The sequence below is a fragment of the Haloferax sp. AS1 genome (assembly GCF_014530665.1).
Lineage (GTDB): Archaea > Halobacteriota > Halobacteria > Halobacteriales > Haloferacaceae > Haloferax > Haloferax volcanii.
Genome location: NZ_SPSA01000001.1, coordinates 270,022 through 290,799, shown reverse-complemented (window position 1 = coordinate 290,799; position 20,778 = coordinate 270,022). Strand labels below are relative to the sequence as shown.

At 66.6% G+C, this 20,778-nt stretch carries 22 protein-coding genes; 12 read left to right on the top strand and 10 right to left on the bottom strand.

Annotated features, from left to right (window positions below):
* Positions 1-54 precede the first annotated feature (54 nt).
* Positions 55-1,185 (bottom strand): tRNA (guanine(26)-N(2))-dimethyltransferase, encoded by a 1,131-nt coding sequence (locus E4P24_RS01520; protein ID WP_188148008.1) that lies wholly within the window; start codon positions 1,183-1,185, stop codon positions 55-57.
* A 144-nt stretch (positions 1,186-1,329) separates the two neighbouring features.
* Between E4P24_RS01520 and E4P24_RS01515 the strand changes: the two genes are divergently transcribed.
* The 8 genes from E4P24_RS01515 (at position 1,330) to E4P24_RS01480 (ending at position 6,852) form a co-directional block, all read left to right on the top strand.
* On the top strand, positions 1,330-1,674 hold the full coding sequence (locus E4P24_RS01515; protein ID WP_004065483.1) for an SWIM zinc finger family protein: 345 nt from the start codon (positions 1,330-1,332) through the stop codon (positions 1,672-1,674).
* 96 nt (positions 1,675-1,770) lie between these two features.
* A complete protein-coding gene (locus E4P24_RS01510; protein ID WP_004045348.1) occupies positions 1,771-2,598 on the top strand; it encodes a hypothetical protein in 828 nt (275 codons plus the stop codon).
* Between the two features lie 60 nt (positions 2,599-2,658).
* A complete protein-coding gene (gene prs / locus E4P24_RS01505) occupies positions 2,659-3,510 on the top strand; it encodes a ribose-phosphate diphosphokinase (protein WP_004065487.1) in 852 nt (283 codons plus the stop codon).
* 54 nt (positions 3,511-3,564) lie between these two features.
* Entirely contained in the window at positions 3,565-3,795 is a 231-nt protein-coding gene (locus tag E4P24_RS01500) for a hypothetical protein (protein ID WP_004045346.1), read from the top strand.
* A complete protein-coding gene (locus tag E4P24_RS01495) occupies positions 3,796-4,431 on the top strand; it encodes a uracil-DNA glycosylase family protein (protein WP_006600772.1) in 636 nt (211 codons plus the stop codon).
* Between the two features lie 288 nt (positions 4,432-4,719).
* Positions 4,720-5,136: an HIT family protein gene (locus tag E4P24_RS01490; protein WP_008610406.1), complete on the top strand. Its 417-nt coding sequence runs from the start codon at positions 4,720-4,722 to the stop codon at positions 5,134-5,136.
* An 88-nt stretch (positions 5,137-5,224) separates the two neighbouring features.
* Positions 5,225-6,040: a hypothetical protein gene (locus E4P24_RS01485; RefSeq protein ID WP_004065504.1), complete on the top strand. Its 816-nt coding sequence runs from the start codon at positions 5,225-5,227 to the stop codon at positions 6,038-6,040.
* A 68-nt stretch (positions 6,041-6,108) separates the two neighbouring features.
* Positions 6,109-6,852: a ParA family protein gene (locus E4P24_RS01480; RefSeq protein WP_188148007.1), complete on the top strand. Its 744-nt coding sequence runs from the start codon at positions 6,109-6,111 to the stop codon at positions 6,850-6,852.
* Positions 6,853-6,939: 87 nt separating this feature from the next.
* Here the strand turns inward: E4P24_RS01480 and E4P24_RS01475 are convergent, their stop codons facing one another.
* The 3 genes from E4P24_RS01475 to E4P24_RS01465 all read right to left on the bottom strand — a co-directional run bounded on the left by E4P24_RS01475 (position 6,940) and on the right by E4P24_RS01465 (position 12,110).
* Positions 6,940-8,073: a site-specific integrase gene (locus E4P24_RS01475; RefSeq protein WP_006600775.1), complete on the bottom strand. Its 1,134-nt coding sequence runs from the start codon at positions 8,071-8,073 to the stop codon at positions 6,940-6,942.
* A gap of 1,269 nt (positions 8,074-9,342) precedes the next feature.
* Positions 9,343-11,451 carry a minichromosome maintenance protein MCM gene (locus E4P24_RS01470; protein ID WP_115802063.1) on the bottom strand — a complete coding sequence of 703 codons (2,109 nt, stop codon included), beginning with the start codon at positions 11,449-11,451 and terminating at the stop codon, positions 9,343-9,345.
* Between the two features lie 53 nt (positions 11,452-11,504).
* Entirely contained in the window at positions 11,505-12,110 is a 606-nt protein-coding gene (locus tag E4P24_RS01465; protein WP_004065519.1) for a hypothetical protein, read from the bottom strand.
* 169 nt (positions 12,111-12,279) lie between these two features.
* Between E4P24_RS01465 and E4P24_RS01460 the strand changes: the two genes are divergently transcribed.
* The 4 genes from E4P24_RS01460 (at position 12,280) to E4P24_RS01445 (ending at position 16,454) form a co-directional block, all read left to right on the top strand.
* On the top strand, positions 12,280-12,858 hold the full coding sequence (locus E4P24_RS01460) for a biotin transporter BioY (RefSeq protein WP_115860596.1): 579 nt from the start codon (positions 12,280-12,282) through the stop codon (positions 12,856-12,858).
* Entirely contained in the window at positions 12,859-13,560 is a 702-nt protein-coding gene (locus E4P24_RS01455) for an energy-coupling factor ABC transporter ATP-binding protein (RefSeq protein ID WP_008608952.1), read from the top strand. It begins immediately after the preceding gene.
* Complete coding sequence (locus E4P24_RS01450; RefSeq protein WP_188148006.1) at positions 13,554-14,258, top strand: CbiQ family ECF transporter T component; 705 nt, start codon at positions 13,554-13,556, stop codon at positions 14,256-14,258. The genes E4P24_RS01455 and E4P24_RS01450 overlap by 7 nt, the downstream gene beginning before the upstream one ends.
* 81 nt (positions 14,259-14,339) lie before the next feature.
* Positions 14,340-16,454, top strand: coding sequence for a (Fe-S)-binding protein (locus E4P24_RS01445; protein WP_188148005.1), 2,115 nt, complete (start codon positions 14,340-14,342; stop codon positions 16,452-16,454).
* Positions 16,455-16,496: 42 nt separating this feature from the next.
* On the opposite strand, the gene E4P24_RS01440 is transcribed toward E4P24_RS01445, so the two are convergent.
* The 6 genes from E4P24_RS01440 to E4P24_RS01415 all read right to left on the bottom strand — a co-directional run bounded on the left by E4P24_RS01440 (position 16,497) and on the right by E4P24_RS01415 (position 20,729).
* On the bottom strand, positions 16,497-17,459 hold the full coding sequence (locus E4P24_RS01440; protein WP_004065537.1) for an L-lactate dehydrogenase: 963 nt from the start codon (positions 17,457-17,459) through the stop codon (positions 16,497-16,499).
* 192 nt (positions 17,460-17,651) lie between these two features.
* Entirely contained in the window at positions 17,652-18,104 is a 453-nt protein-coding gene (locus tag E4P24_RS01435; RefSeq protein ID WP_004045327.1) for a ferritin-like domain-containing protein, read from the bottom strand.
* 117 nt (positions 18,105-18,221) lie between these two features.
* The gene (locus E4P24_RS01430) at positions 18,222-18,596 is read right to left on the bottom strand and encodes a VOC family protein (protein WP_188148004.1); all 375 of its coding nucleotides are present in this window, start codon (positions 18,594-18,596) and stop codon (positions 18,222-18,224) included.
* 44 nt (positions 18,597-18,640) lie between these two features.
* The gene (locus tag E4P24_RS01425; RefSeq protein ID WP_004045325.1) at positions 18,641-18,964 is read right to left on the bottom strand and encodes a ferredoxin family protein; all 324 of its coding nucleotides are present in this window, start codon (positions 18,962-18,964) and stop codon (positions 18,641-18,643) included.
* Between the two features lie 202 nt (positions 18,965-19,166).
* Entirely contained in the window at positions 19,167-19,457 is a 291-nt protein-coding gene (locus E4P24_RS01420; RefSeq protein WP_004065541.1) for a hypothetical protein, read from the bottom strand.
* A gap of 108 nt (positions 19,458-19,565) precedes the next feature.
* On the bottom strand, positions 19,566-20,729 hold the full coding sequence (locus E4P24_RS01415) for an acyl-CoA dehydrogenase family protein (RefSeq protein WP_115860602.1): 1,164 nt from the start codon (positions 20,727-20,729) through the stop codon (positions 19,566-19,568).
* Positions 20,730-20,778 lie beyond the last annotated feature (49 nt).

The window sequence follows — 20,778 nt, the reverse complement described above, 5'->3', positions numbered from 1 at the left end:
ACCCGCCGAAGCGGCGGTGTGTACCGGTTACGACGCGGTTCGCCGTCGCCCTCGTCACGCCTCGGGGTCGAGCGCGGCGGTCGCCTCGCGTATCTCAGCGACCGTCGCGTCGGTCTTGAACGCGGTGCCGTGGTAGTGGGCGGGGGTGGCGTCGTAGCCGGCGTCGCGGAGGGTTTCGAGGAACGTCTCCATCTTCGAGGCCGACCGGCCCCAGAGCTTACAGAGGCGGTGCTGGTCGAAGTGGGTCGGCGTATCGAGTTCGACCGCGAGCGTGTCGAGGAGCTTTCGGGCGCGTTTCGCGGTGCCGAAGTCCTCTGTCACCTCGTCGCGGACGGCCCCGGCGAACGCCGGTTCGGAGACGGGACCGAGCCAGATGGGGCCGGCTTCGAGAATCCGGGTCGAGTCGCAGTTGGCGCACGCCTCGGGCGGGTGGGCGATGAGCGAGCGCTCGGCCTCGCGGTGGAGGCAGTCCTCGCAGTGGTAGACGAAGCCGGTCGATTCGAGGAGTTTGTCGGCCTTCGTCGCCCGCTCGTCGAGTTCGAGATACGCCCGCGCGTAGTGACGCGTCGCGTGCGAGAGAATCGGGACGGCCGCCTTGTCGTAGCGGGCGGCGGTGCGGACCATCGCGCCGAGGAGCGTCCGAAGCCCCATCTCGGGGTGGTAGTCGGTGTTCTGCGGGAGACAGCCGTACTTCCGGATGCCGCTTTTCTGGTGTGCGCCGCACAGCGGGGCGGTGTCGGTGGCGGTGACGCAGACGAGGTCGCGGGTGTTGGCGAAGGCGGGGTCCGCGAAGGGTATCGGCGTGCCGAAGGGGTCGAGGTCGACCACGTCGAAGACCTCGTCGTACATGAGGGCGTTGGCGTTGCGGTGGACCGCCTCGCCGCCGTTGCCGGCGCGGTCGAGGTTCGACTGGGCGAGTTCGACGGCGTCGGCGTCGAGGTCGGCGCAGGTCACGTCGTAGCCCTCGGCGGCGGCGCGGACGCCCCGGATGCCCGAGGCGGCCATCGCGTCGAGGTAGCTCTCGGCGCGGGGTTCGCGCTCGCGGAAGGCGCGGAGGACGGCCGCGGTGATGTCCCGGTTCAACTCCTGTGTGGGGTTGTAGAAGACATCGTCGCCGGTCCCCGCTGACGCCCCGTCGCGGGCGTCGGGAACCTCGATTTCGACGCCTCCCTCGCTCACGTGCATACCCGCAGTCGCCCGCGCGGGCGGAAACCGGTTGCGATGCGATTGTGCGGTGCGGTTGTACGACGCGATTGCGACGCGATTGCGGCGGTCGGTCCACCCCGCGGCATCGAATGCGTTTTCACCGCCACCGACGAACTCGGGAGCGTGGATTCGGCCGACGACTGGCGAGCGGCGCTCGCGGAGACCGGGCGACTCTCGCCGCAAATCGTGCAGGCCATCGTCGACGCCCACGGCGACCGGGGCGTCACGGCCATCGAGGCCGTCTCCGAGCGGCGGGTGAAGCGCTACCGCGACTTCGACGTGGTCGTCGGCTACGACGACGAGTACGTGGTCGAAGACCGGGGCTGTACCTGCAAGGACTCCCAGTACAACCTCGACCCAGACGAGGGCGAGCGCTGTTGGCACGTCCTCGCGGTCGACGTGGCCGAGGCCCTCGACGAACTCGACCACCACGACATGTGGTACTCCGACGTGCGGGAGTTTCTGTAAGCACACGGCTCACTCGCGCGCCCGTTCGGCCCGTCGCCGCGCCGCGGGAACGACCACAATCCTTTCCGAACCCCGCCGCGAACCTCGGGCCAACGGATGGCTGATTTCGACCTCTCTATCGACGAAAAGCGGGTGTACGCGGACAAGTCCGGCAAGCAGACGGCGTACGTCGCCGCCGGCGTCGGGGTCGTGACCGTCGACGTCTCCGACGACCTCGTCGGGGGGTTCCGCATCGACCGCCGGTGTACCGCGCTGGACGCCGCCGGGTCGCCCGGGGAAGTCGTCGTCGCCACCGACGAGGACGTGCTGCTCGTGCAGGGCGACGACTACCACGAACTCGACTTCGGCCCCGCGGCGGCCGTCGGCTTCCACCGCAATCGCGTCGTCGCCGCCGACGACTCGGGTCGGGTCGCCCGCTTCGACGAGTCCGGGTGGACCGACCTCGGCGCGGTCGGGGCGGTCCGCGCCCTCGACGGGAGCCTCGTCGCGGCCGACGACGGCGTCTACCGAATCGGTGACGGCGGCCTCTCGCACGTCGGCTTGAACGACGTGACCGACGTGTCCGACCCCGCGGGCCGCCTCGGCGGCGACTCGGGAACCCCGCTCGCCGCGACCGACTCGGGACTGTACGCGCTCGGCAACGGCTGGATGGACGCGCTCGACGGGGCGTTTTCGGCGGTCGCGTCGATGCCGGACGGCCGCGCCCACGCGGTCGGCCCGGACGGCGTCGTCGCGCGCGACGAGGAGTCGGGCGCGTGGGAGGCCGCGCCGATTCCGCTGGACGAGTCGGTCGTCGCGCTCGCCCACGACGCGCGGGCCGCCTACGCCGTCACCGACGCGGGGAGCTTCTGCGTTCGGCTGACCGGGGGCGACTGGCGGACGCAGGTGCTCGGGTTAGAGACGGTCGGCGTCGCGGTTCGCTGACACGCGACGCGGCTGAACGCAACGAAAAGCGGTTTTACCCCCCACGAGAGACGAACGGGTATGCTCGTACCCGGCGCATCCTCGCAGGCACTCGCGGCCGCGCTCGCCGACGAACTCGGCGAGTCGCTCGCGGCCGTCGAGTACGACCGCTTCCCCGACGGCGAGACGCTGGCCGCGGTCCCCGGTTTCGACGCCGACGCCGCCACCATCGTCGCCAGCACCGCCAGCAACGACGCCTACGTCGAACTGCTCCAACTGCAAGACGCCGTCCGCGAGGCCGGCGCATCGGCGGTCACGACGGTCATCCCGTACATGGGCTACGCCCGACAGGACAAGGCGTTCGAGGCCGGCCACCCGATTTCGGCCCGCGCGGTCGCCCGCGCCGTCAGCACGACGACCGACCGCGTCGTGCTCGTCAACCCCCACGAGGACGCCGTCGCCGACTTCTTCGACGTGCCCGTCGACATCGTCGACGCCGCCGGGCGACTCGCGGAGCCGCTCCCCGAACTCGACGCCCCGCTGTTTCTGTCGCCCGACTCGGGAGCCATCGACATCGCGGAGACCGTCCGCGACGCCTACGGCGAGGGCGAGACCGACTACTTCGAGAAGGTGCGCCACTCCGGGACCGACGTGGACATCACGCCGAGCGACGCCGACTTCGCGGGCCGCGACGTGGTCATTACCGACGACATCATCGCCACCGGGTCGACCATGAGCGAGGCCGTGTCCGTCCTCGCCGACGGCGGCGCGAAGCGCGTCTTCTGTGCGACCGTCCACCCGCTTCTCGCGCGCAACGCCCGCACGAAACTCGCGCGCGCCGGTATCGAGCGCGTCGTCGGTACCGACACCATCGAACGCGACGTGAGCGAGGTGTCCGTCGCGCCCGTTCTCGCCGGCGAAATCGAACGATAACGTATCACACACTCTCTCGAAACGGTTTTGCCAGTCCCCGCATCTCGGGATAGTATGGGACGCTACGGAGACATCGACTACCCGCGGATGACCAAGACCGGCCTCGGACTGGGGCTCGCGCTGTTCCTGTTCGGCGCTATCGGCGCGAAAGTCGCCCTCGCCGTGAGCGGCGGTGCCATCCCCGGCTGGGAGCGAACGCTGTTTTTCGACGCCGAGTGGCTCGGCATCGCGCTGGTGCTGTTCTCGCCGATTATCTTCGGCATCGTGCTCCCGCTGACGGAGTAGATGGTCGACGCCGACCCGCGGTTCCCCGACGCCGACGAGACGCTCGTCCTCGAACCCGACTGCGCGCGCTGTCCGGCGCTCGTCGACTGCCGCAACCGCATCTCGTGGGGCGTCGGCCCCGACGACGCGACCGTGATGGTCGTCGGGGAAGCGCCGGGCGCGGGCAACCCCGACGCCGACCGCTGGCGGGGCGGCAACTGGACCGGGATGTCCTACACGGCCCGGCACTCCGGCCGCCGCATCCGCGAGACGATGGCCGCCGTCGGCTACGAATCGGGCGTCTTCTACACGAACGCCGTCAAGTGCTTCCCTTCGGACGGCGAGGGGTCGAACCGCGCGCCCACGGCCGCCGAGAAGGCGAACTGCCGCGACCACCTCGTTTCCGAACTCGAAGCCGTCGACCCCGACGTGGTGGTCCCGACCGGCCGCCACGCGACCGAAAGCGTCCTCGCGCTCGACGACGCCTCGCTGGACGGCTTCCTCGATACCGTCCTCGACCCCGTCGAGAGCGAGCGGTTCGGCTACACCGTGGTCCCGCTTTTACACCCCTCGTACCGCGACGTGTGGCTGTCGCGTCTCGGCTACGAGTTAGACGAGTATCTGGCCGACTTGGAGGCGTTGCTTCCCGAGCGGTAACCCACCGATCATTGCGCAATTCAGTAGATGTATTGCGCAATCTGAGATGGATTGCGCGCAATATCAACTAGTTCGCCGAGGGAACAGCGGGAGGTTGCGCAATCGAGGGTCGATTGCAGTTGCGATTGCGTGCAATTGGCGCAGTTGCGTCTCTCACAGACGAGACCCTCCACAATCGGCCGGGGAGGTTCGGTGGACACGCTCCACCTGTGCCGACAGCGAGACAGACGAGACGGCACGCACGGACCGGTCCGAACTTTCTTTTCCTCGCCAATCGACGTGCCACGTATGTCCGACTGCATCTTCTGCGCCATCGTCGACGGCGACATCCCGGGCCGAATCGTCCACGAGACCGACCACTCGCTTGCGTTCCTCGACGCCAACCCGCTCGCGCCCGGCCACACGCTCGTCGTCCCGAAAGAGCACCACGCCCGCCTCGACGAGGTTCCGGCCGACGCCGCGGCCGACCTGTTCGCCGCCGTGAACGACCTCGTGCCGCGCGTCGAGGCGGCGGTCGACGCCGACGCGACGAACGTCGGCATCAACAACGGCCCCGCCGCCGGCCAGGAGGTCGACCACGTCCACGTCCACATCGTCCCGCGGTTCGAGGGCGACGGCGGCAGTCCCATCCACGCCGTCGCGGGCGAGCGCCCCGACCTCTCCGACGAGGAACTGGCCGACATCGAGGCGGCCATCTCGGGCTGAGGGCACGCTGTCGCTCCAGCCGGCGCTACATCTCCCGCCGAACGTGTCGATGTAAAAACATATACGGGCGCCGTGAGTGCCGACTGTCGTGGCAGTCCTCCAATCGTTTCGAACGGCCCTCCGAATCGTCACCGAGACGCCGGTGCTCGTCGCGTTCGCCCTCGCGTTCGGCCTCATCGGCGCGTTGAACAACGCCTCCGGTCCGGCCGGGGCCGTCGGCTCGCTCCTCCAACTCCTCGCCGTGCCGGCGCTCACCGGCGCGTTCTACACCGTCGCCGACGGCGCGCGCCCCGGCTCCGACACCGACCTGCGCGCGTCCACCGCGGCACAGCGCTACTACGTCAGCCTGCTCGGCGCGACGCTCCTCGCCGGATTGGTCGTGTTCGTCGTCGCGATGGTCGTCGGCGGCAGCGTCCTCGGCTACGTCGGGTTCGACCGACTCAACGCGGTGCTGAACGGCTCCGCGAGCCTCACGCCCGCCGAACTCGCCGCGTCCGGGGTGGCGCTCGTGGTCCTGATGGCCGTCGTCTACGTCTTCACCTTCTTCGACACCGCCGTCGTCCTCGACGGGCAGACCGCCGGCGGGTCGCTCAGCAGAAGCGTCGACTTCGTCCTCAGCAACCTCCGGGCCGTCGTCGGCTACGCGGTCGTCGCGACCGCAGTGACCTCGGTCGTCGACCTGCCGGTGCTCTGGTTCGTCACCCTCGACGGGGCGACCACCGTCGCCGGCGCGGTGACGGCGTTCCAAGCGCCGATGTCGACGGTCGATATCGCCGTCGTGGCCGTCGGTTCGACGGTCACGACGCTCGTCGGCCGAACGTACAAGGTCTGTTTCTACCGGGCCTGCGCGGACGCCGCGCCGGGAGCGGACCCGGAATCGGGTGACGGCGAGTGGACGGCGTAGTCGCGCGTCCGGCGACGCCGGCGGCGGGCGACCGAAGCTATTAATCTGAGCACCCGACCACTCGCGGTATGTCCATTCCCACCACCATCGCGCTCGTCGGGGCCACCGGCGGCGCGGGCACGACCCGACTGTCGCTCGAACTCGCCGCAGCGCTCGCGACCGACGGCCGCGACGTGGCCGTCCTCGACGCGGCGTTCGCCACGCAGGGCCTCTCAGACTACGTTTCGGGGACGCTCGACCCCGACGCGACGGCGCTTGTCACCGACGCCGCCGACGTGCCGCTGGAGTCGGGGCTGGTCGCGTTCGAGACCGACGCCGAGGGACGCGTCGCCGTCTGCCCGGCCGCGGCCCCCTTCGAGCGGCTCGCGCGGGCGATGACGCCCGACGCCGCGCGGGCGTTCGAAGGTCGTATCGCCGAGGCCGCAGACGGCTTCGACCACGTCCTCGTCGACGCGCCGCTCCTCGCGTCGAACCAGACGGTCGCCGCCGCCGCGGCCTGCGACCGGGTCGCGCTCGTCGCGCCCGCCACGGACCGCGGTGCCGACGCCGTCGGTCGGCTCAGTGCGCGGGCCGCCGACATCGACACCGATATCGACGCCGTCGTCTCCACGTTCGGCGCGCTCGACGACGCGGACGTGGTCGTGCCCGAGACCGAGGCGACCGCCCTCGCCGACGCGCCGGCGTGCCGCGAAGACGCCGAGCTCGCGGCGGGCGTCGCCGCGGTCGCGGAGGTCGTCCTCGACGTCGAAATCGAACCCGCGGCCGCCACCGGCGGGGTCCTCGGCTCGGTCGGCGAGTACGTCCGTCGCTGAGCGCACGGGGCGTCGAGTACGTTGGGAGAACAGTCGTGCGTCTCGGCCGCTGGCGGTTGTTGGATTTCAATCCAGAGTTCAACCGCATCACAACGAGAATTCGGTAGAAAGACCCAGCGAGTACATATTTTCTAGATATACAGTCTCGATATCCTCATAGTATGTATGGATATAGCTGTCAATCGTCTCTCGATTCGGGTCAGCACTCTCAATTCGATCTCCACGCATATACTGAACCAACTCACGTGGGATCTCACACTCGACTTGCCAGTATGTGCTAAACCGATGCCGCCCGTAATGACTCGTCACCGCTCGATGAACATCGGTCTCGTCATACTCTGGCCTGAACACGCTCGTCCACACGCGGTTGATCGCTTCAGGGGTGATTTGCGAAGCTGTCGTGTGACTCTGGAACACCCACTGACTCCCCGTATCTGGTCGTACCAATAAGTGCTGCACGAGTGATTGGTACACCTCGTCATCTAGTGGGAGGAGTCGCGCTCGGTGTGACTTATTCCCCGGTTCCTCGTATCTCGACGGGATGTAAACCGCCTGGGAGAGGTCCTCGACGATGGGGGTTGTTCCAAGTCCAGGGTATGCTGTGTTCAGTTCCTCGTGGTCAACTGCGAGGTTCGCCAGTCGGAGATTACTCACCTCACCGGCCCGCAGACCCAGTTTGAGTTGTAAGACGACAATGAGACGGTCGCGGACATCGGTGATCGTGCGGACGATTTCACCGAGGCGCGTTGGCGAAATTCTCGGCGGGTCTTTCGAGGGGGGTTGTGACAAATCCGTTGTCGCGAACACGTACTCGAACGGATTGTAGCCAGGATCATGCGGGAACACTGAATCGGCCTGCCAGTAGCGATACACTCGATTGAGTCGGTGAAGCCGTGTCCGAATTGTCACGGGCTTCAGCTCTCGCGTTGAGAGACAGTTCTCCACGTACCGGAGGATATGGTCCTCGCTCGGACACGCCGGGTGCCGTCCTACACTGGACATATGGCGAGTCCACTCGTCGATGAGTTGCTGGTATGCTTGTGTGGTTCTAGGGGCAGGGTCGTCTGGCTCGAGGCCACATTTCAGGAAGACCTCAAATGGATCCACCGCCAGCGCTTCGAAGGTCGACTCGTACACCGACAGGGGATCACGTTCTCGTCCGAACGCGGCGCCAATTTCATCGCGAAGTGCATTGCCCGCCGAGTCATAGTCGTCGGTCATTGCGGTGCACCTCCCAACATCATTGTTCTCCTGTCTTCTTCGCCCACAGCGCTTGTGCCGTGGGATAGCTCGCCGCCGCCATCCACACGGGATGATACACGTGTGGGTATCCTGGATGCCGCTGAAGCCATGTGAAGAACTCTTCAACACGAATCCAGTATTCAGAGTAGACTGTGTTGAGCGTCCGCGTCTCCGTTAACTCTGCAAGCCACGCCTCCACGTCGACCGGTCTTGCACACGCGTGATGCCGACCCCGCGACTCTATGTACGACGTGAATGCGGAGCCTGCTTTCCGCAATGTTGCACGGTACGCGTTCGAATCGAAATTGGGGTTCCGTGAGTTGACGAATTCATCCCACACATCTCGTGTCTCAAACGTCGATGAAAACCGCTCTAGTCGTGATCGAGAGGGGACGTCATTCAGTTGTTTGTAGATGCCCATCCGCCGGTGTACGTTGTTTGATTTTTGTCGATTCATACGAATTCGACCGCTTCAGGCAGCCGACACCCCTGTCGGCTGCCAATAAAATCTCATGTTCGACTTGATGGCTGAGAGTGTACGATATCACCAGTACAGGGCACGGGTGTATCCGCAACAAGACGTTCACAAGGCGTCTTCGACATCTGTTCCGAGTGAGTTCGTATATAGTCTACATGGCCATGAATATCCGCGATAGGCCCTGAGGCCCGAATTAGTGAATTTTGGATTCCTACTCAACTCGTGTTCCGTACTGTACCGAAATTCCGTATTGCCGGTACACCTCGACGTAGGTAGGGTGTATCGGGGATATAGAAATATGCTGTCCACTCGAATAACCACCTGAGACTGACAGTGAGTCAGAGCGAATCACCAGTGGTTGAAATCGTCGTAGAGAGTATACAGCCCTGTTCGAGCTAGTATTCGACTTCACGTCGACGTCTCGAAATAGGTATCTGACGGCCGTTTCACGACAGCACCACGGGCGATAGCTGGCTACACCCCTGTTCGAGCCTTATGTTGCGGATACACCCAATCGGTGTACTCGAAGCGGGGAGAGTGAATCCGTCTCGATATGAAGTGGGGGTTGTGATGCAAAGGGAGATTTCTCTGACTGCTCTTCCGGAAGCTTCTCAAAGGATTCGGCGGCGATAGCTTGCCGGGAAGTGACTTCATAAACTTTGCAGTTTTGACTATCTCGGTACTTGTGAGAGGAAGAATTGAGACCGTCCACAGGCGCTCCCAGACCGGCTGACATCGACGCAGTCGGCCAAGACTCGGGCGATAAATGTCTACGTCGCGCGGTACACGTCGCCGCGGGGCTCGTAGATGTCGCCTTTCATCTTCAGCTTGTCAAGCTGGTCGTTGACCGTCTTTTCGTCCATGTTCAGTTCGCTGTTGGCGCGTTCGAGGACCTCCTCGTGGGGCGCGCCCTCCTCGTACTCCTCCTGCATGGTTCGGATGAGTTCGAGCAGGTTCTTGATGCGGTCGCGCTGGGTCTTCGAGCGGCCCGTCTCGACGATGTCGGCGTCGAACTCGCCGGTCTCTGGGTCCATGCCGATGTCGCGCAGGCAGGACTCGACGATGCCCGTGACGCGCTCTGCGTCCTCGCGAGTCACCTTGTCCGAGAGGCGGACGCGGGCCGAGGCCTCGCCGAGGCGGACGAGCGCTTCGAGCTTCCGGGCGGTCACGGGAACGGGCGCGTCCTCGTCGGCACCGCGGGCGCGGAAGTCGACGTAGAAGTCGCGGATGACCTCCTTCGCCTCGTCGGTCATCGTCGGGTAGCAGGTGCGCTTCGCGTAGGCGATGTACTTGCGGAGCAGGTCCGCGTCGATGGTGGGCGCGACCTCGTCGGTGACGGCGTCGACCTGCTGTTCCGTGAACTCGGAGTTGGCGACGTTCGTCCGCTGGGTGTTCAGCTCGCCCGCGTAGTTGGTCTTGAGGATGTGGTCCGCGAGCTTGGAGTCCTCGTCGGGGTCGGGGTCGTCCGTGACCGTGAAGATGAGGTCGAACCGCGAGATGAGCGCGGGTTCGAGGTCTATCTGCTCGCCGATGGGTTCGTACTGGTCGAAGCGGCCGTACTTCGGGTTCGCCGCGCCGAGGAGCGAACACCGCGATTTGAGCGTCGCGTTGATGCCGGCCTTGGAGACCGAAATCTGCTGTTGTTCGAGCCCCTCGTGCATCGCAGAGCGGTCTTCGGGCCGCATCTTGTCCAGTTCGTCGACCGCCGCGATACCCTTGTCCGCGAGGACGAGCGCGCCGGCTTCGAGCGTCCACTGCTGGCCGTCGCCGAAGTCGTCGCGGACGGCGGCGGCGGTGAGACCTGCCGAGGACGAACCCTTGCCGGAGGTGTAGACCGATCGGGGAGCAATATGTCGGATATATGATAACATCTGCGATTTGCCAGTTCCGGGGTCCCCTATCAACAGCATGTGCAGGTCGCCGCGAATCCGCGACCCGTCGGGCAGGTGCTTCGTGACGCCCGAGAACAGTTGGAGAATCATGGCCATCTTCTCCTGCTCGTAGCCGTAGATGGCGGGCGCGACGGACTCGACCATCTTCTCGTAGATGGCCGGGTCGTTCGAGAGTTCGACGATTTCGGCCACGTCCTCGTCGGATATCTCCATGTCCTCGAACTCCTCGTCCTCGATGGTGAGCGAGATGCCCTCCATGTAGTAGTCGAAGACGGGCGTCTTCTCGTTGCCCGATGTCTGCTGTTCGATGTGGAGGACGCCGACGACGGTGACGTGGTCGCCGGCGGTGACCTTGCCGGTCACGTCGTCGGAGAGGTTGATGTCGATGCTCTGCGGCGTCTCGCCCCCGCGCAGGCCCTCGGGGGACTCCTGGACGCGCAGTTTCTGTGAGTCGACGAAGTTCGACTGGTCGAAGTCGATGCGGAACGGCCCCTGGCGCTCGCATCCCTGACACTCGTGGGGTTCCTGAAAGCCGCCGTCGCCCTGCGGGATGTAGCTCATCGTCCCGCAGCGCTGGCACTCGAAGGCGGCTTCCGTGATTTTCGGACGCACGTCGGTCGCCTTCCGGACGATGCCCTGCACCGAGATGAGCGTCCCGATGTGGTCGTCGTTGACCCTGAGGTTCCGGATATCGACCGTCTCGGGGAGGTTTCGCATCCGGACGTGCGCCTGCCCGAGTTTCACGTCCGCGGGGAGGTCGAACAGGCGCAGCGCCTCCTCCGCGTACTCCTGGAACTGGCCGGGCTTCGTGATGTAGTCGTCCGCGAGTTCCGAATCGAACCGATAGAGGTCGTCGTAATCGATGTGCAGCGACCGCTTTTCCTTCGGGTACTGCTGTGCGAGCGTCCCGATCTCCTCTCGGTAGTAGTTTCGGTAGAACTCGATGAACCGTTCCGTCAGGTCTCGGTTCTGGGGGGCCTGCGCCATCGCACAGGGGTATGTCCCCAATCGGTTAAGAACCTTCGTCGTTCGACCGACCGTTACAGCGACACGTCGGTCTCGATATCTTCCGTCGCCTCGCGGAGGCCGTCGCGGCGGGCGTCCTCGGCCATCCGGTTCGAGAGGTCGTCGTCGGTCAGAAGCTCCGCGAAGTCGTCGCGGAAGCGGTAGTTGGCCCGGCTCGAACGGATGTCCGCCTCGGCGACGGGGCGGCACTCGGAGACGACCTCGACGGGCACGTCGAGCGCCTCGGCGATGGCCTCGTCGTCCGCGCCGTCGACGAGCAGGGTGTCGAAGCGGTCGGCGTCGAACGGGAACTCGCGGTCGGCGTCGCGGACGAGGTGGAGGTCGAACCGGGCGGTGCGAACCGCCTCGGGCGACGCGTCGAGTTCGACCGCGAGGTCGGCGTCGGAGTCGCCGTCGAAGAAGCCGACGACGAGCGCGACGAGCGCGTCGTCGTCGAACTCGGTGTCGAACGCGTAGCGCTCGCGCATCGTCGCCACGATGTCGCGGACGCGCTCGCGGACCGCTTCGGGATCGTCCACGTCGGCGAGCGACCCGCGCGACTCGGACTGCTGTTCGGTCACGGTGTCCGAGCCGGTCGCCTCGATGAAGATGTCGCGGAGTTCGGCGGTCTTCTCGTCCATACCCGGAACGTGGCACGCCCAGCGTCTTTAATGATGCTGACCCGACTAACCGGAGAGCCGCCCGAGCACCGGAGAGACGCCCCGAATCGGCCGACGAGCATCGAACCGACCTCCCGCCCCGAGTCTGTAAACCGATAAGTTAAACTGGGTTTACGAGACAGCGACGAGCATGGCAACCGAACACGAGTCAGTCGAACTCGTCGGCGACGAACTCGTCGGCAACATCGCCCGCGCGGCCCTGTTCGCGGCGCTCATGGGCGCGAGCGGGTACGTCTCGTTCCCGAACCCCATCTCACCGATTCCGGTGACGATGCAGGTGCTCGTCGTCTTCCTCGCGGGCATCTTCCTCGGCCCCGTCTGGGGCGGCGGCTCAATCGCGCTCTACCTCGCCGCCGGCGGTCTCGGCGCGCCGGTGTTCGCCGGGGGCTCGGCAGGGCTCGCGCCGCTCGTCGGGCCGACCGCCGGCTACCTCTGGTCGTACCCCGTCGCCGCCGTCGTCGTCGGCCTCGTCGTCCACGGCGGTATCAGCGTCGGTGACTACCGCGTGAGCACTCCCCGGCTCGTCGGCGCGATGGTCGCCGGGACCGTCGTCGTCTACGCCTTCGGCACGCTCGGCTTCGCGTACGTCAATCGCGTCGGCCTCGAATCCGCCTTCTGGACGGCCTCCGCCGCGTTCATCCCCGCCGAGGCGTTCAAAATCGCCGCCGCCGTCGGCATCGTCCGCTCCGACGCCATCGCCGCCCAGTAGATGATTCGCGTCGAGGGACTCGTCCACCGGTACGGCGACACGGTCGCGGTCGACGGGGTCGACCTCGCCATCGACGACGGCGAGTGCGTCGTCGTCGCGGGCGCGAACGGCTCCGGCAAGACCACGCTCGTCCGCCACTTCAACGGCCTGCTCGACCCCGACGAGGGAACGGTGTCGGTCAACGGCCGGACCGTCTCGGACCACCTCGTCGCCGCCCGGACCGCGGTGGCGATGGTGTTCCAGCACCCCGAAGACCAACTCGTCGCCGCGACCGTCGGCGCTGACGTGGCGTTCGGCCCGGAGAACCTCGGCCTCGACCGCGGCGACATCGACCGCCGCGTCCGCGAGTCGCTCGCCGCGGTCAACCTCGACGGCCGGGAAGACGAGCGCGTCGACGCCCTCTCCGGCGGCGAGGTCGAGCGACTCGCCATCGCCGGCGCGCTGGCGATGCGCCCCGACCACCTCGTCTTGGACGAACCGTTCACCGGGCTCGACGAACCCGCCCGGCGCTCCGTGCTCGCCCGCCTCCGCGACCTCCGCGCCGAGGGGACGAGCCTCGTCGTCGTCACCCACGACCTGCGCGACGTGGCCGAACTGGCCGACCGCGTGGTCGTCCTCGCCGACGGCGACGTCGCCCTCGACGCCGCGCCCGACGAGGCCGCAGACCGCCTCCCCGACCTCGACGTTCGCCCGCCGTGCTGACCTACGAACCGGGCGACACTCTCGCCCACCGACTCGACCCGCGGACCAAGCTTGCGGTGCAGGTCGCCTTCGCGGCGGCCGGCTTCGCGCACACGACGCCCGCCGGACTCGTCGCGCTCGGCGTCGTCGCCGCGGGCTGTCTCCGCGCCGCCGACACGTCCCCCGTTTCGGCCCTCCGCGACCTCCGCTACGCGATTCCGTTCCTCGCGCTCGGCCCGGTCGTCGAGGCCGCCCGCCTCGGCGCGCCGTGGTTCGACCCCGAGGCGGCCGTCGAACCCGCGCTCGCCAGCGTCCGCGTGCTACTCGTCTTCTTCGTCGCGGCGGCGTACGTCAGGACGACGCCCGTACGCGAGTCCCGCGCGGCGATTCAGCGGCTCGTGCCGGGTCGGTTCGGCGTCGCCCTCGGCGTCGGCGTCGCCCTCGTCTTCCGGTTTCTCCCCTTGGTCCGCCGCGACCTGCGCCGCGTCCGCGAGGCGCAGGCGGCCCGCCTCGGGAGCGAAAGACGGCTGGACGAACGGCTCTCGCTCGTCGCCGCCGGCGGCCTCCGACGGTCGTTCGCGCGGGCCGACGCCCTCGCGCTCGCGCTCCGCGCGCGGTGTTTCGCGTGGAACCCGACGCTCCCCGAGATTCGGTTCGGCCGGCGCGACGCCCCGGGGCTCGTCCTCGCCGCCGCCCTCCTCGTCAGCCTCGCGCTCTGAGGTCGCCCGAGGCGCTCGTAATCCGCCGACCGACACGCCTCGGGTGGCAAGATTTAACCCTCCGTTCTCCGGTGATTGATTATGGACTTTGCGGCACAGGCGGATGTTACGCGGGAGACGTTCTGGACGATTAGTCCGGTCGGCGAGGCGCTCTTCTACGGTCTCGCCGCCATCGCGTCGCTCGTGTTCCTCTACGGGGTGTACGAGCGGTTCGCGCGATACGCGAAAGGTGGTGAAGACCCGTTCGACCGGCTGTCCGACCTGCCGGGACGGACGGTTCGGGCGGCGAAAGTGGTGTTCTCCAACGAGAAGCAGTTCAAGCGCGACCGGTTCGCCGGCGTGATGCACGCCTTTATCATGTGGGGCTTCCTGACGCTCCTCATCGGGACGACCATCCTCGCCATCGACATCGACGTGTGGCGGCGGGTGACGGGCAGTTCCTTCTTCGTCGGCGACTTCTACCTCTCGTACTCGTTCGTCATGGACCTCATGGGGCTGTTGTTCGTCGTCGGCGTCGGGATGGCGCTGTGGCGGCGCTACGGCGTCCGACACCCGCGGCTGTGGGGCAAACACACCGGCTTCGAGGACGCCGCGTTCGTCTGGACGCTCTTTTTCCTCGGCGTCGGCGGCTACGTCCTCGAAGGCATCCGCATCGTCGGCACTGACTTCCCCGACTTCGAGACGGTGAGCTTCGTCGGCTACTTCGTCGCCCTCGTGTTCGACGCCGCGGGCATGGGACAGGGCCTCGCGCAGACGCTCTACTGGTTCGGCTGGTGGTCCCACGCGCTCCTCGCCTTGGCGTTCGTCGCGGCCGTCCCCTACGCCAAACCCTTGCACATGCTCACGTCCTTCGCCAACATCGTCACCGCCGACGAGAAGGCGGGCACGCGCCTCCCGAAGGTGCCCGCGGACACGCCGCCGGACGAAATCGGCTACGTCTCCGAGGACGACTTCTCGTGGAAGGCGATGCTCGACATGGACGCCTGCACGAAGTGCGGCCGCTGTACCGACGCCTGCCCGGCGAAGGCCTCCGGCCGCAACCTCGACCCGCGGGACGTGATTCTCGACCTGAAGGCCTACCGCGAGTCGGTCGACGCCGGCGGCGACTCCGTCGACATCGTCGCGGACGGCGGCACCTCCGTCGTCGACGCCGAGTCGATGGAGTCCTGCATGGCCTGCATGGCCTGCATGGACGCCTGCCCGGTCGATATCGAACACCTCACGCACTTCACCGAGATGAACCGCCGGCTCACCGAGACGGGCCAACAGCAAGAGCCGGTCCAGGAGGCGATGATGAACATCTTCCAGAACGGCAACGCCTTCGGGGACCCCCAGCGCAAGCGCCCCGATTGGACCGACGACCTCGACTTCGAGGTGCCCGACGCCCGCGACGAATCGGTCGAGTTCCTCTGGTACGTCGGTGACTACCCCTCCTACGACGAGCGCAACCGCGCCGTCGCCCGCTCTTTGGCCCGTATCTTCGAGGAAGCCGGCGTCTCCTACGGCATCCTCTACGAGGACGAAGGGCACGACGGCAACGACGTGCGCCGCGTCGGCGAGGAGGGCCTCTACGAGATGCTCGTCGAGGACAACGTCGCCGCGATGGCCGACTGCGAGTTCGACAAAATCGTCTGCACCGACCCGCACTCGTACAACACGTTCAAAAACGAGTACCCGGAGATGGACGACTCGTTCGACTACCCGGTGTACCACTACACCCAACTGGTCGAGCGTCTCGTCGGCGACGACCGCCTCGGCCTCGCGGGCGACGAACTCGCCGCCCAGACGGTGACGTACCACGACCCGTGTCACCTCGGCCGGTACAACGGCGAGTACGAAGCGCCCCGCGAGGTCATCCGCGCGACCGGCGTCGAACTCGCCGAGATGCCGCGCAACCGCGACCAGTCGTTCTGTTGCGGCGGCGGCGGCGGCGGCCTCTGGATGGACCACGAAGAGGAGTCGAAGCCGTCCGAGGAACGCCTGCGCGAGGCGCTCGACGACACGACCGGCGGCGTCGAGCGCTTCGTCGTCGCCTGCCCGATGTGCGCGACGATGTACGAAGACGGCCGTAAGACCGGCGACTACGAGGAAGCCATCGACGTCGTGGACATCTCCGAACTCGTCGTGGAGGCGCTCGACGCGAAGGCCGCCGCGACGGGGACGGGCGGGGACACGACGCCCGCGTCTGCCGACTGAGTCGGCGGCGCGGCTGTTCTGTTTTCCTCGCTTTCTTCGCTTCTATTCTAAGTCCAAGCGGTCGATGGACTCGCGGATGACGCCCGCCGACTCCCGGAGCGCCGCCGTCTCGCTCTCAGAGAGGTCGAACTCGTGGACGTCGCGGACGCCGCTTTGGTTGACGGTACACGGGAGGCTCATGTAGACGTCGTCGATGCCGTGTTCCCCCGAGACGAGCGTCGAGACGGTGAGGATGGAGTTGTCGCCGCCGAGGATGCGCTCGGTGGTCGCGGCCACCGAGCGGGCGACGCCGTAGTTCGTCCGCTCCTTCCGCTCGATGATTTCGTAGGCCGCCTCGCGGACCTCCTCTTCGACGCGGGCTTTGAGCGCGTCGATGTCGTCGACGCCGTGGCTGGTGGCGTACGACTCGAACGGGATGCCGCCGAGGTTCGCCGAACTCCAGACGAGTACCTCGCTGTCGCCGTGCTCGCCGACGACGTAGGCGTGGACGTTCGCCGGGTCGAGGTCGAACTCGCGGCTGAGCGAGTGGCGGAACCGCGACGTGTCGAGGACGGTCCCCGACCCGATGACGCGCTCGGCCGGCAGGTCCGACACCTTCCATGTGACGTACGACAGCACGTCGACGGGGTTGGTGACGATGAGCATCACGGCGTCGTCGTTCAGCCCCTCGGTGATCTGCGGAATCATGTCGGCGAAGATGTCGGCGTTCCGCTCCATCAGGTCGAGGCGGGTCTCGTCGGGCTTCTGGCTGGCTCCGGCGGTGACGATGACCACGTCGGCGTCCCAGCAGTCCTCGTAGTCGCCCGTCCGCACCCGGACCGGCGACGTGAAGTACGCGCCGTGGTTGAGGTCCATCGCCTCGCCCTCGACGCGCTCTTCGGCGATATCGACGAGGATGATTTCGCCCACGAGACTGCTCTCCATCAGCGCGAACGCCGTGCTCGACCCGACTGCGCCGGCGCCGCCGACCACCGCGACCGTACCTTTGCCGCGTTCAGTGCTCATACCGGTCGTTCGAGCGACGGATTGATAAAAATAAACCCCTGTTTCGAAGAACTGGGAATACTACTTTTGTAACAGATGATAATTTGTTAGATACGGGTCGATAATGACACATTTTTCGAAAAGTAGTGAATACGGAGCGCGGTCGAACCCTCGTGCGGTCGCCCGTCGGTCGGCGCTCGGCGCTCGGTGGACCTATTCGCGGTCGTACTCTTTCTTGAAACCGCGGAACTCGGTCCGGTGGGCCTCCTCGTCGGCGAGGATGGTCACGGCGAGGTCCTCGGTGACGGGGTCGTTTGCCTCCTCCGCGGCGTCGATGAGCGCGCGGTAGGTCTCGATGGCGTCCTCCTCGGCCGTGAGGACGCCGTTGATGACCGCGAGCACGTCCGTGCTGTCCTCCGGGGGCTGGAGGTCGTGCTGGCGCGCCTCGAATGACGCCGAGCCCGGCGGCTGCTCGTCGAGCTGCTTCAGCCGGTTGCCCAGCTGTTCGGCGTGGGTGAGTTCCTCCTGAATGTCGGTCTGGAGGGACTCCTTAATCTCCTCGGCCCGGACGCCGTCGAGGACGATGGAGTTGGTCATGTAGTTCATCACGGTCTCGATCTCGTCCTGATAGGCGCGCTTCAACAGCGCGGTTACGTCCTCAGACATAGCGACTTCGTATTGACGCTCTGGCAACAAATAGCTGTTCGCCGCGGCGAGTCGGGCGGGCGGTCGACCCGTCGGCGTCGGTGAAAATCGGCGTCTGAGACGGGTCGACGGCGCGGCTCAGTCTTCGAGCGCGATGAGTTCGACGACGTAGCCGTCGGGGTCCTTCACGAACGCCGCGCGGGCGTTCGCCGGGTCGATGTCGACCGGCGGCTTCACGACTTCGGGCGACTGCGCCTCGACGATGTCCTCGAACGCGCGGTCGGCGTCGGCGACTTCGACCGCGACGTGGTCGATGCCGGCGGGCTCGACGCGCGCCGCCGAGGTCGGGTCGTACTTGAACTGCAGTTCCATGTCGGTGTCGTCGCTGCCGACGTAGACGTTCCGGACGCCGTCGAGTTCGAACTCGTTGGTCCGTTCGAGGCCGAGGTCGGCGTAGAAATCGAGCGTGGCGTCGATGTCCGAGACGACGAGGGCGGTGTGGATGAGACCCATGGCCGACGCGACGCGGCGGGGAGAGATAACGTCTGGTCTTCGCGTCAGGCCTGCCGCGAGGCGTCCACGTCGATGGCGTCGACGGGACAGATGTCGACACAGAGCATGCAGTCGATACACTGGTCTTCGTTGGTCGGTTCGACCTTTTTCTCGCTCACCGGGTGGTCCGGCGTGTCGACCCACGTGAACACGTCGACGGGGCAGTTTTCGAGGCACGCGCCGTCCGCGAGACAGATGTCGTAGTCGACGGCGACGTGGGTGCCGTGGATGCCGAGTTTCTCCGGCGGTTCGACAGGTCCCCAGACGGCGACGCCGTTTTCCTCGCCCGCGCGTTCCCGGTTCTGGTCGAAGTTCGAGTCGATAGCCATCGCCGGGCGTTGGCCGTACCGCGTACTAAAACGTCCGCATCGAGACGCGAGAACTCGGAGACGGAGTCGGGGTCGAAGTCGGTGGTTGGGGCGGGGTCGGTCACCGAGACGACCGGGACGCGTCGGCGGCATCACCGGAGAACGCGGCCGCTCGGGGACCTCGAAAGCGGAAAAAGCCAGCGGGCGAGCGTCGGGCGGGCGACTAAGCCCGCGCGGCCTCGATGTGTTCGAGAACGCGCGAGATGTGGTGGTCGTCCCGGGCGGGAGCCTGTGTCCGATAGGTTCGGAGGGCGTCTACGAGATAGTCGAGTTCGGCGCTGTCGAAATCTTCGTCGCCGGCCTCGACCCGCGCGAGCAGGCCGGGGGCCGGCGTCGGCTCTTCGTCTGCATCGACCGCCCGCTCGATGGCGTCGAGCAAGGCGGCGTGGACGACCCACGTCTCTTCGCGAGACAGGTCGAGCGCCGTCGGACGGTCCTGGGCCGATGTGGTCATTGTGGGGCCTCTATCGTAACCTATGGTCGGGGAGATATAAATGTATGTGTGCTGTTGTCATACGGCACGCACGACCGCGAAAGCCACGGGGGCGTCCGCTCCCAAGCCCTAGTGGAATGCTTCGATTCCCGTCAGGTCAGCGCCGAGGACGAGCGTGTGGATGTCGTCGGTCCCCTCGTAGGTGTAGACGGTCTCGATGTTCTCCATGTGGCGCATCGGTGAGTAGTCGGTCGTGATGCCGTTGCCGCCGAGCATCTCGCGGGCGGTTCGGGTCACCTCGCGGGCGACGCGGACGTTGTGGCGCTTCGCCATCGACACCTGCTGGTGTCGCAGGTCGCCGCGCTCTTTCAGGTCGGTGAGGCGGTGGGCCATCAGTTGCGCGTTCGTGATTCGGGTCGCCATCTCCGCGAGTTTGCCCTGCTGGAGTTGGAACCGCGCGATGGGGCCGCCGAACTGGTCGCGGTCCTTCGCGTACTGACGGGCGTCCTCGAAGGCGTCGCGCGCCGCGCCGACGACGCCCCACGCGATGCCGAACCGCGCCTGCGTGAGACACGACAGCGGCCCGTTCATCCCCTCGACGCCCGGGAGCACGTCTTCCTCGGGCACGCGCACGTCGTCGAGGCCGATTTCGCCCGTGACCGACGCGCGCATCGAGAGTTTGCCCTCGATTTTGTTCGTCGTCACGCCGTCGCGGTCGGTCTCGACGAGGAACCCGCGGACCGGCGACCCCTCCGCCGACACGTCGCGCGCCCAGACGACCGCCACGTCCGCGATGGGCGAGTTCGTAATCCACGTCTTCGAGCCGTTGAGGACGTAGCCGTCGGCGTCGCGCTCGGCGCGGGTCTCCATCCCCGAGGGGTCCGAGCCGTGTTGCGGTTCGGTCAGGCCGAAACAGCCGACCGCCTCGCCCGACCCGAGCTTCGGGAGCCACCGCTCTTTCTGCTCGTCGGAACCGTAGGCGTGGATGGGGTAGATGACGAGCGACCCCTGCACGCTCGCCATCGACCGGAGGCCGGAGTCGCCGGCTTCGAGTTCCTGCATCAAGAGGCCGTAGGCGCGCTCGCCGAGACCGGGGAGGCCGTAGCCGTCGAGGTTGGGCGCGTAAAAGCCGAGGTCGCCCATCTTCGGGATGAGGTCGGTCGGGAACGTCCCCGCCTCGTAGTGCTCGCCGATGTCGGGTTTGACCTGCTCGTCGACGAAGCGGCGGGCCTCGTCGCGGACGAGTTTCTCTTCGCCGGTCAGGTCGCCCTCCAATTCCAGATAATCGAGCATGATAGACCCTGCGCTCGGCGCGGTGAAAAGCGATTCGCTCGGTCACGAT

What these genes read in the sequence shown, in the direction of transcription:
- E4P24_RS01480 (WP_188148007.1), top strand. Translation starts at nt 6,109, where the DNA reads ATGTCCATTCCCACCACCATCGCGCTCGTCGGGGCCACCGGCGGCGCG.
- E4P24_RS01520 (WP_188148008.1), bottom strand. Translation starts at nt 1,185, where the DNA reads ATGCACGTGAGCGAGGGAGGCGTCGAAATCGAGGTTCCCGACGCCCGC.
- E4P24_RS01430 (WP_188148004.1), bottom strand. Translation starts at nt 18,596, where the DNA reads ATGGGTCTCATCCACACCGCCCTCGTCGTCTCGGACATCGACGCCACG.
- E4P24_RS01425 (WP_004045325.1), bottom strand. Translation starts at nt 18,964, where the DNA reads ATGGCTATCGACTCGAACTTCGACCAGAACCGGGAACGCGCGGGCGAG.
- E4P24_RS01455 (WP_008608952.1), top strand. Translation starts at nt 12,859, where the DNA reads ATGATTCGCGTCGAGGGACTCGTCCACCGGTACGGCGACACGGTCGCG.
- E4P24_RS01510 (WP_004045348.1), top strand. Translation starts at nt 1,771, where the DNA reads ATGGCTGATTTCGACCTCTCTATCGACGAAAAGCGGGTGTACGCGGAC.
- E4P24_RS01415 (WP_115860602.1), bottom strand. Translation starts at nt 20,729, where the DNA reads ATGCTCGATTATCTGGAATTGGAGGGCGACCTGACCGGCGAAGAGAAA.
- E4P24_RS01470 (WP_115802063.1), bottom strand. Translation starts at nt 11,451, where the DNA reads ATGGCGCAGGCCCCCCAGAACCGAGACCTGACGGAACGGTTCATCGAG.
- E4P24_RS01475 (WP_006600775.1), bottom strand. Translation starts at nt 8,073, where the DNA reads ATGACCGACGACTATGACTCGGCGGGCAATGCACTTCGCGATGAAATT.
- E4P24_RS01445 (WP_188148005.1), top strand. Translation starts at nt 14,340, where the DNA reads ATGGACTTTGCGGCACAGGCGGATGTTACGCGGGAGACGTTCTGGACG.
- E4P24_RS01440 (WP_004065537.1), bottom strand. Translation starts at nt 17,459, where the DNA reads ATGAGCACTGAACGCGGCAAAGGTACGGTCGCGGTGGTCGGCGGCGCC.
- E4P24_RS01500 (WP_004045346.1), top strand. Translation starts at nt 3,565, where the DNA reads ATGGGACGCTACGGAGACATCGACTACCCGCGGATGACCAAGACCGGC.
- E4P24_RS01490 (WP_008610406.1), top strand. Translation starts at nt 4,720, where the DNA reads ATGTCCGACTGCATCTTCTGCGCCATCGTCGACGGCGACATCCCGGGC.
- E4P24_RS01495 (WP_006600772.1), top strand. Translation starts at nt 3,796, where the DNA reads ATGGTCGACGCCGACCCGCGGTTCCCCGACGCCGACGAGACGCTCGTC.
- E4P24_RS01465 (WP_004065519.1), bottom strand. Translation starts at nt 12,110, where the DNA reads ATGGACGAGAAGACCGCCGAACTCCGCGACATCTTCATCGAGGCGACC.
- E4P24_RS01460 (WP_115860596.1), top strand. Translation starts at nt 12,280, where the DNA reads ATGGCAACCGAACACGAGTCAGTCGAACTCGTCGGCGACGAACTCGTC.
- prs (WP_004065487.1), top strand. Translation starts at nt 2,659, where the DNA reads ATGCTCGTACCCGGCGCATCCTCGCAGGCACTCGCGGCCGCGCTCGCC.
- E4P24_RS01435 (WP_004045327.1), bottom strand. Translation starts at nt 18,104, where the DNA reads ATGTCTGAGGACGTAACCGCGCTGTTGAAGCGCGCCTATCAGGACGAG.
- E4P24_RS01420 (WP_004065541.1), bottom strand. Translation starts at nt 19,457, where the DNA reads ATGACCACATCGGCCCAGGACCGTCCGACGGCGCTCGACCTGTCTCGC.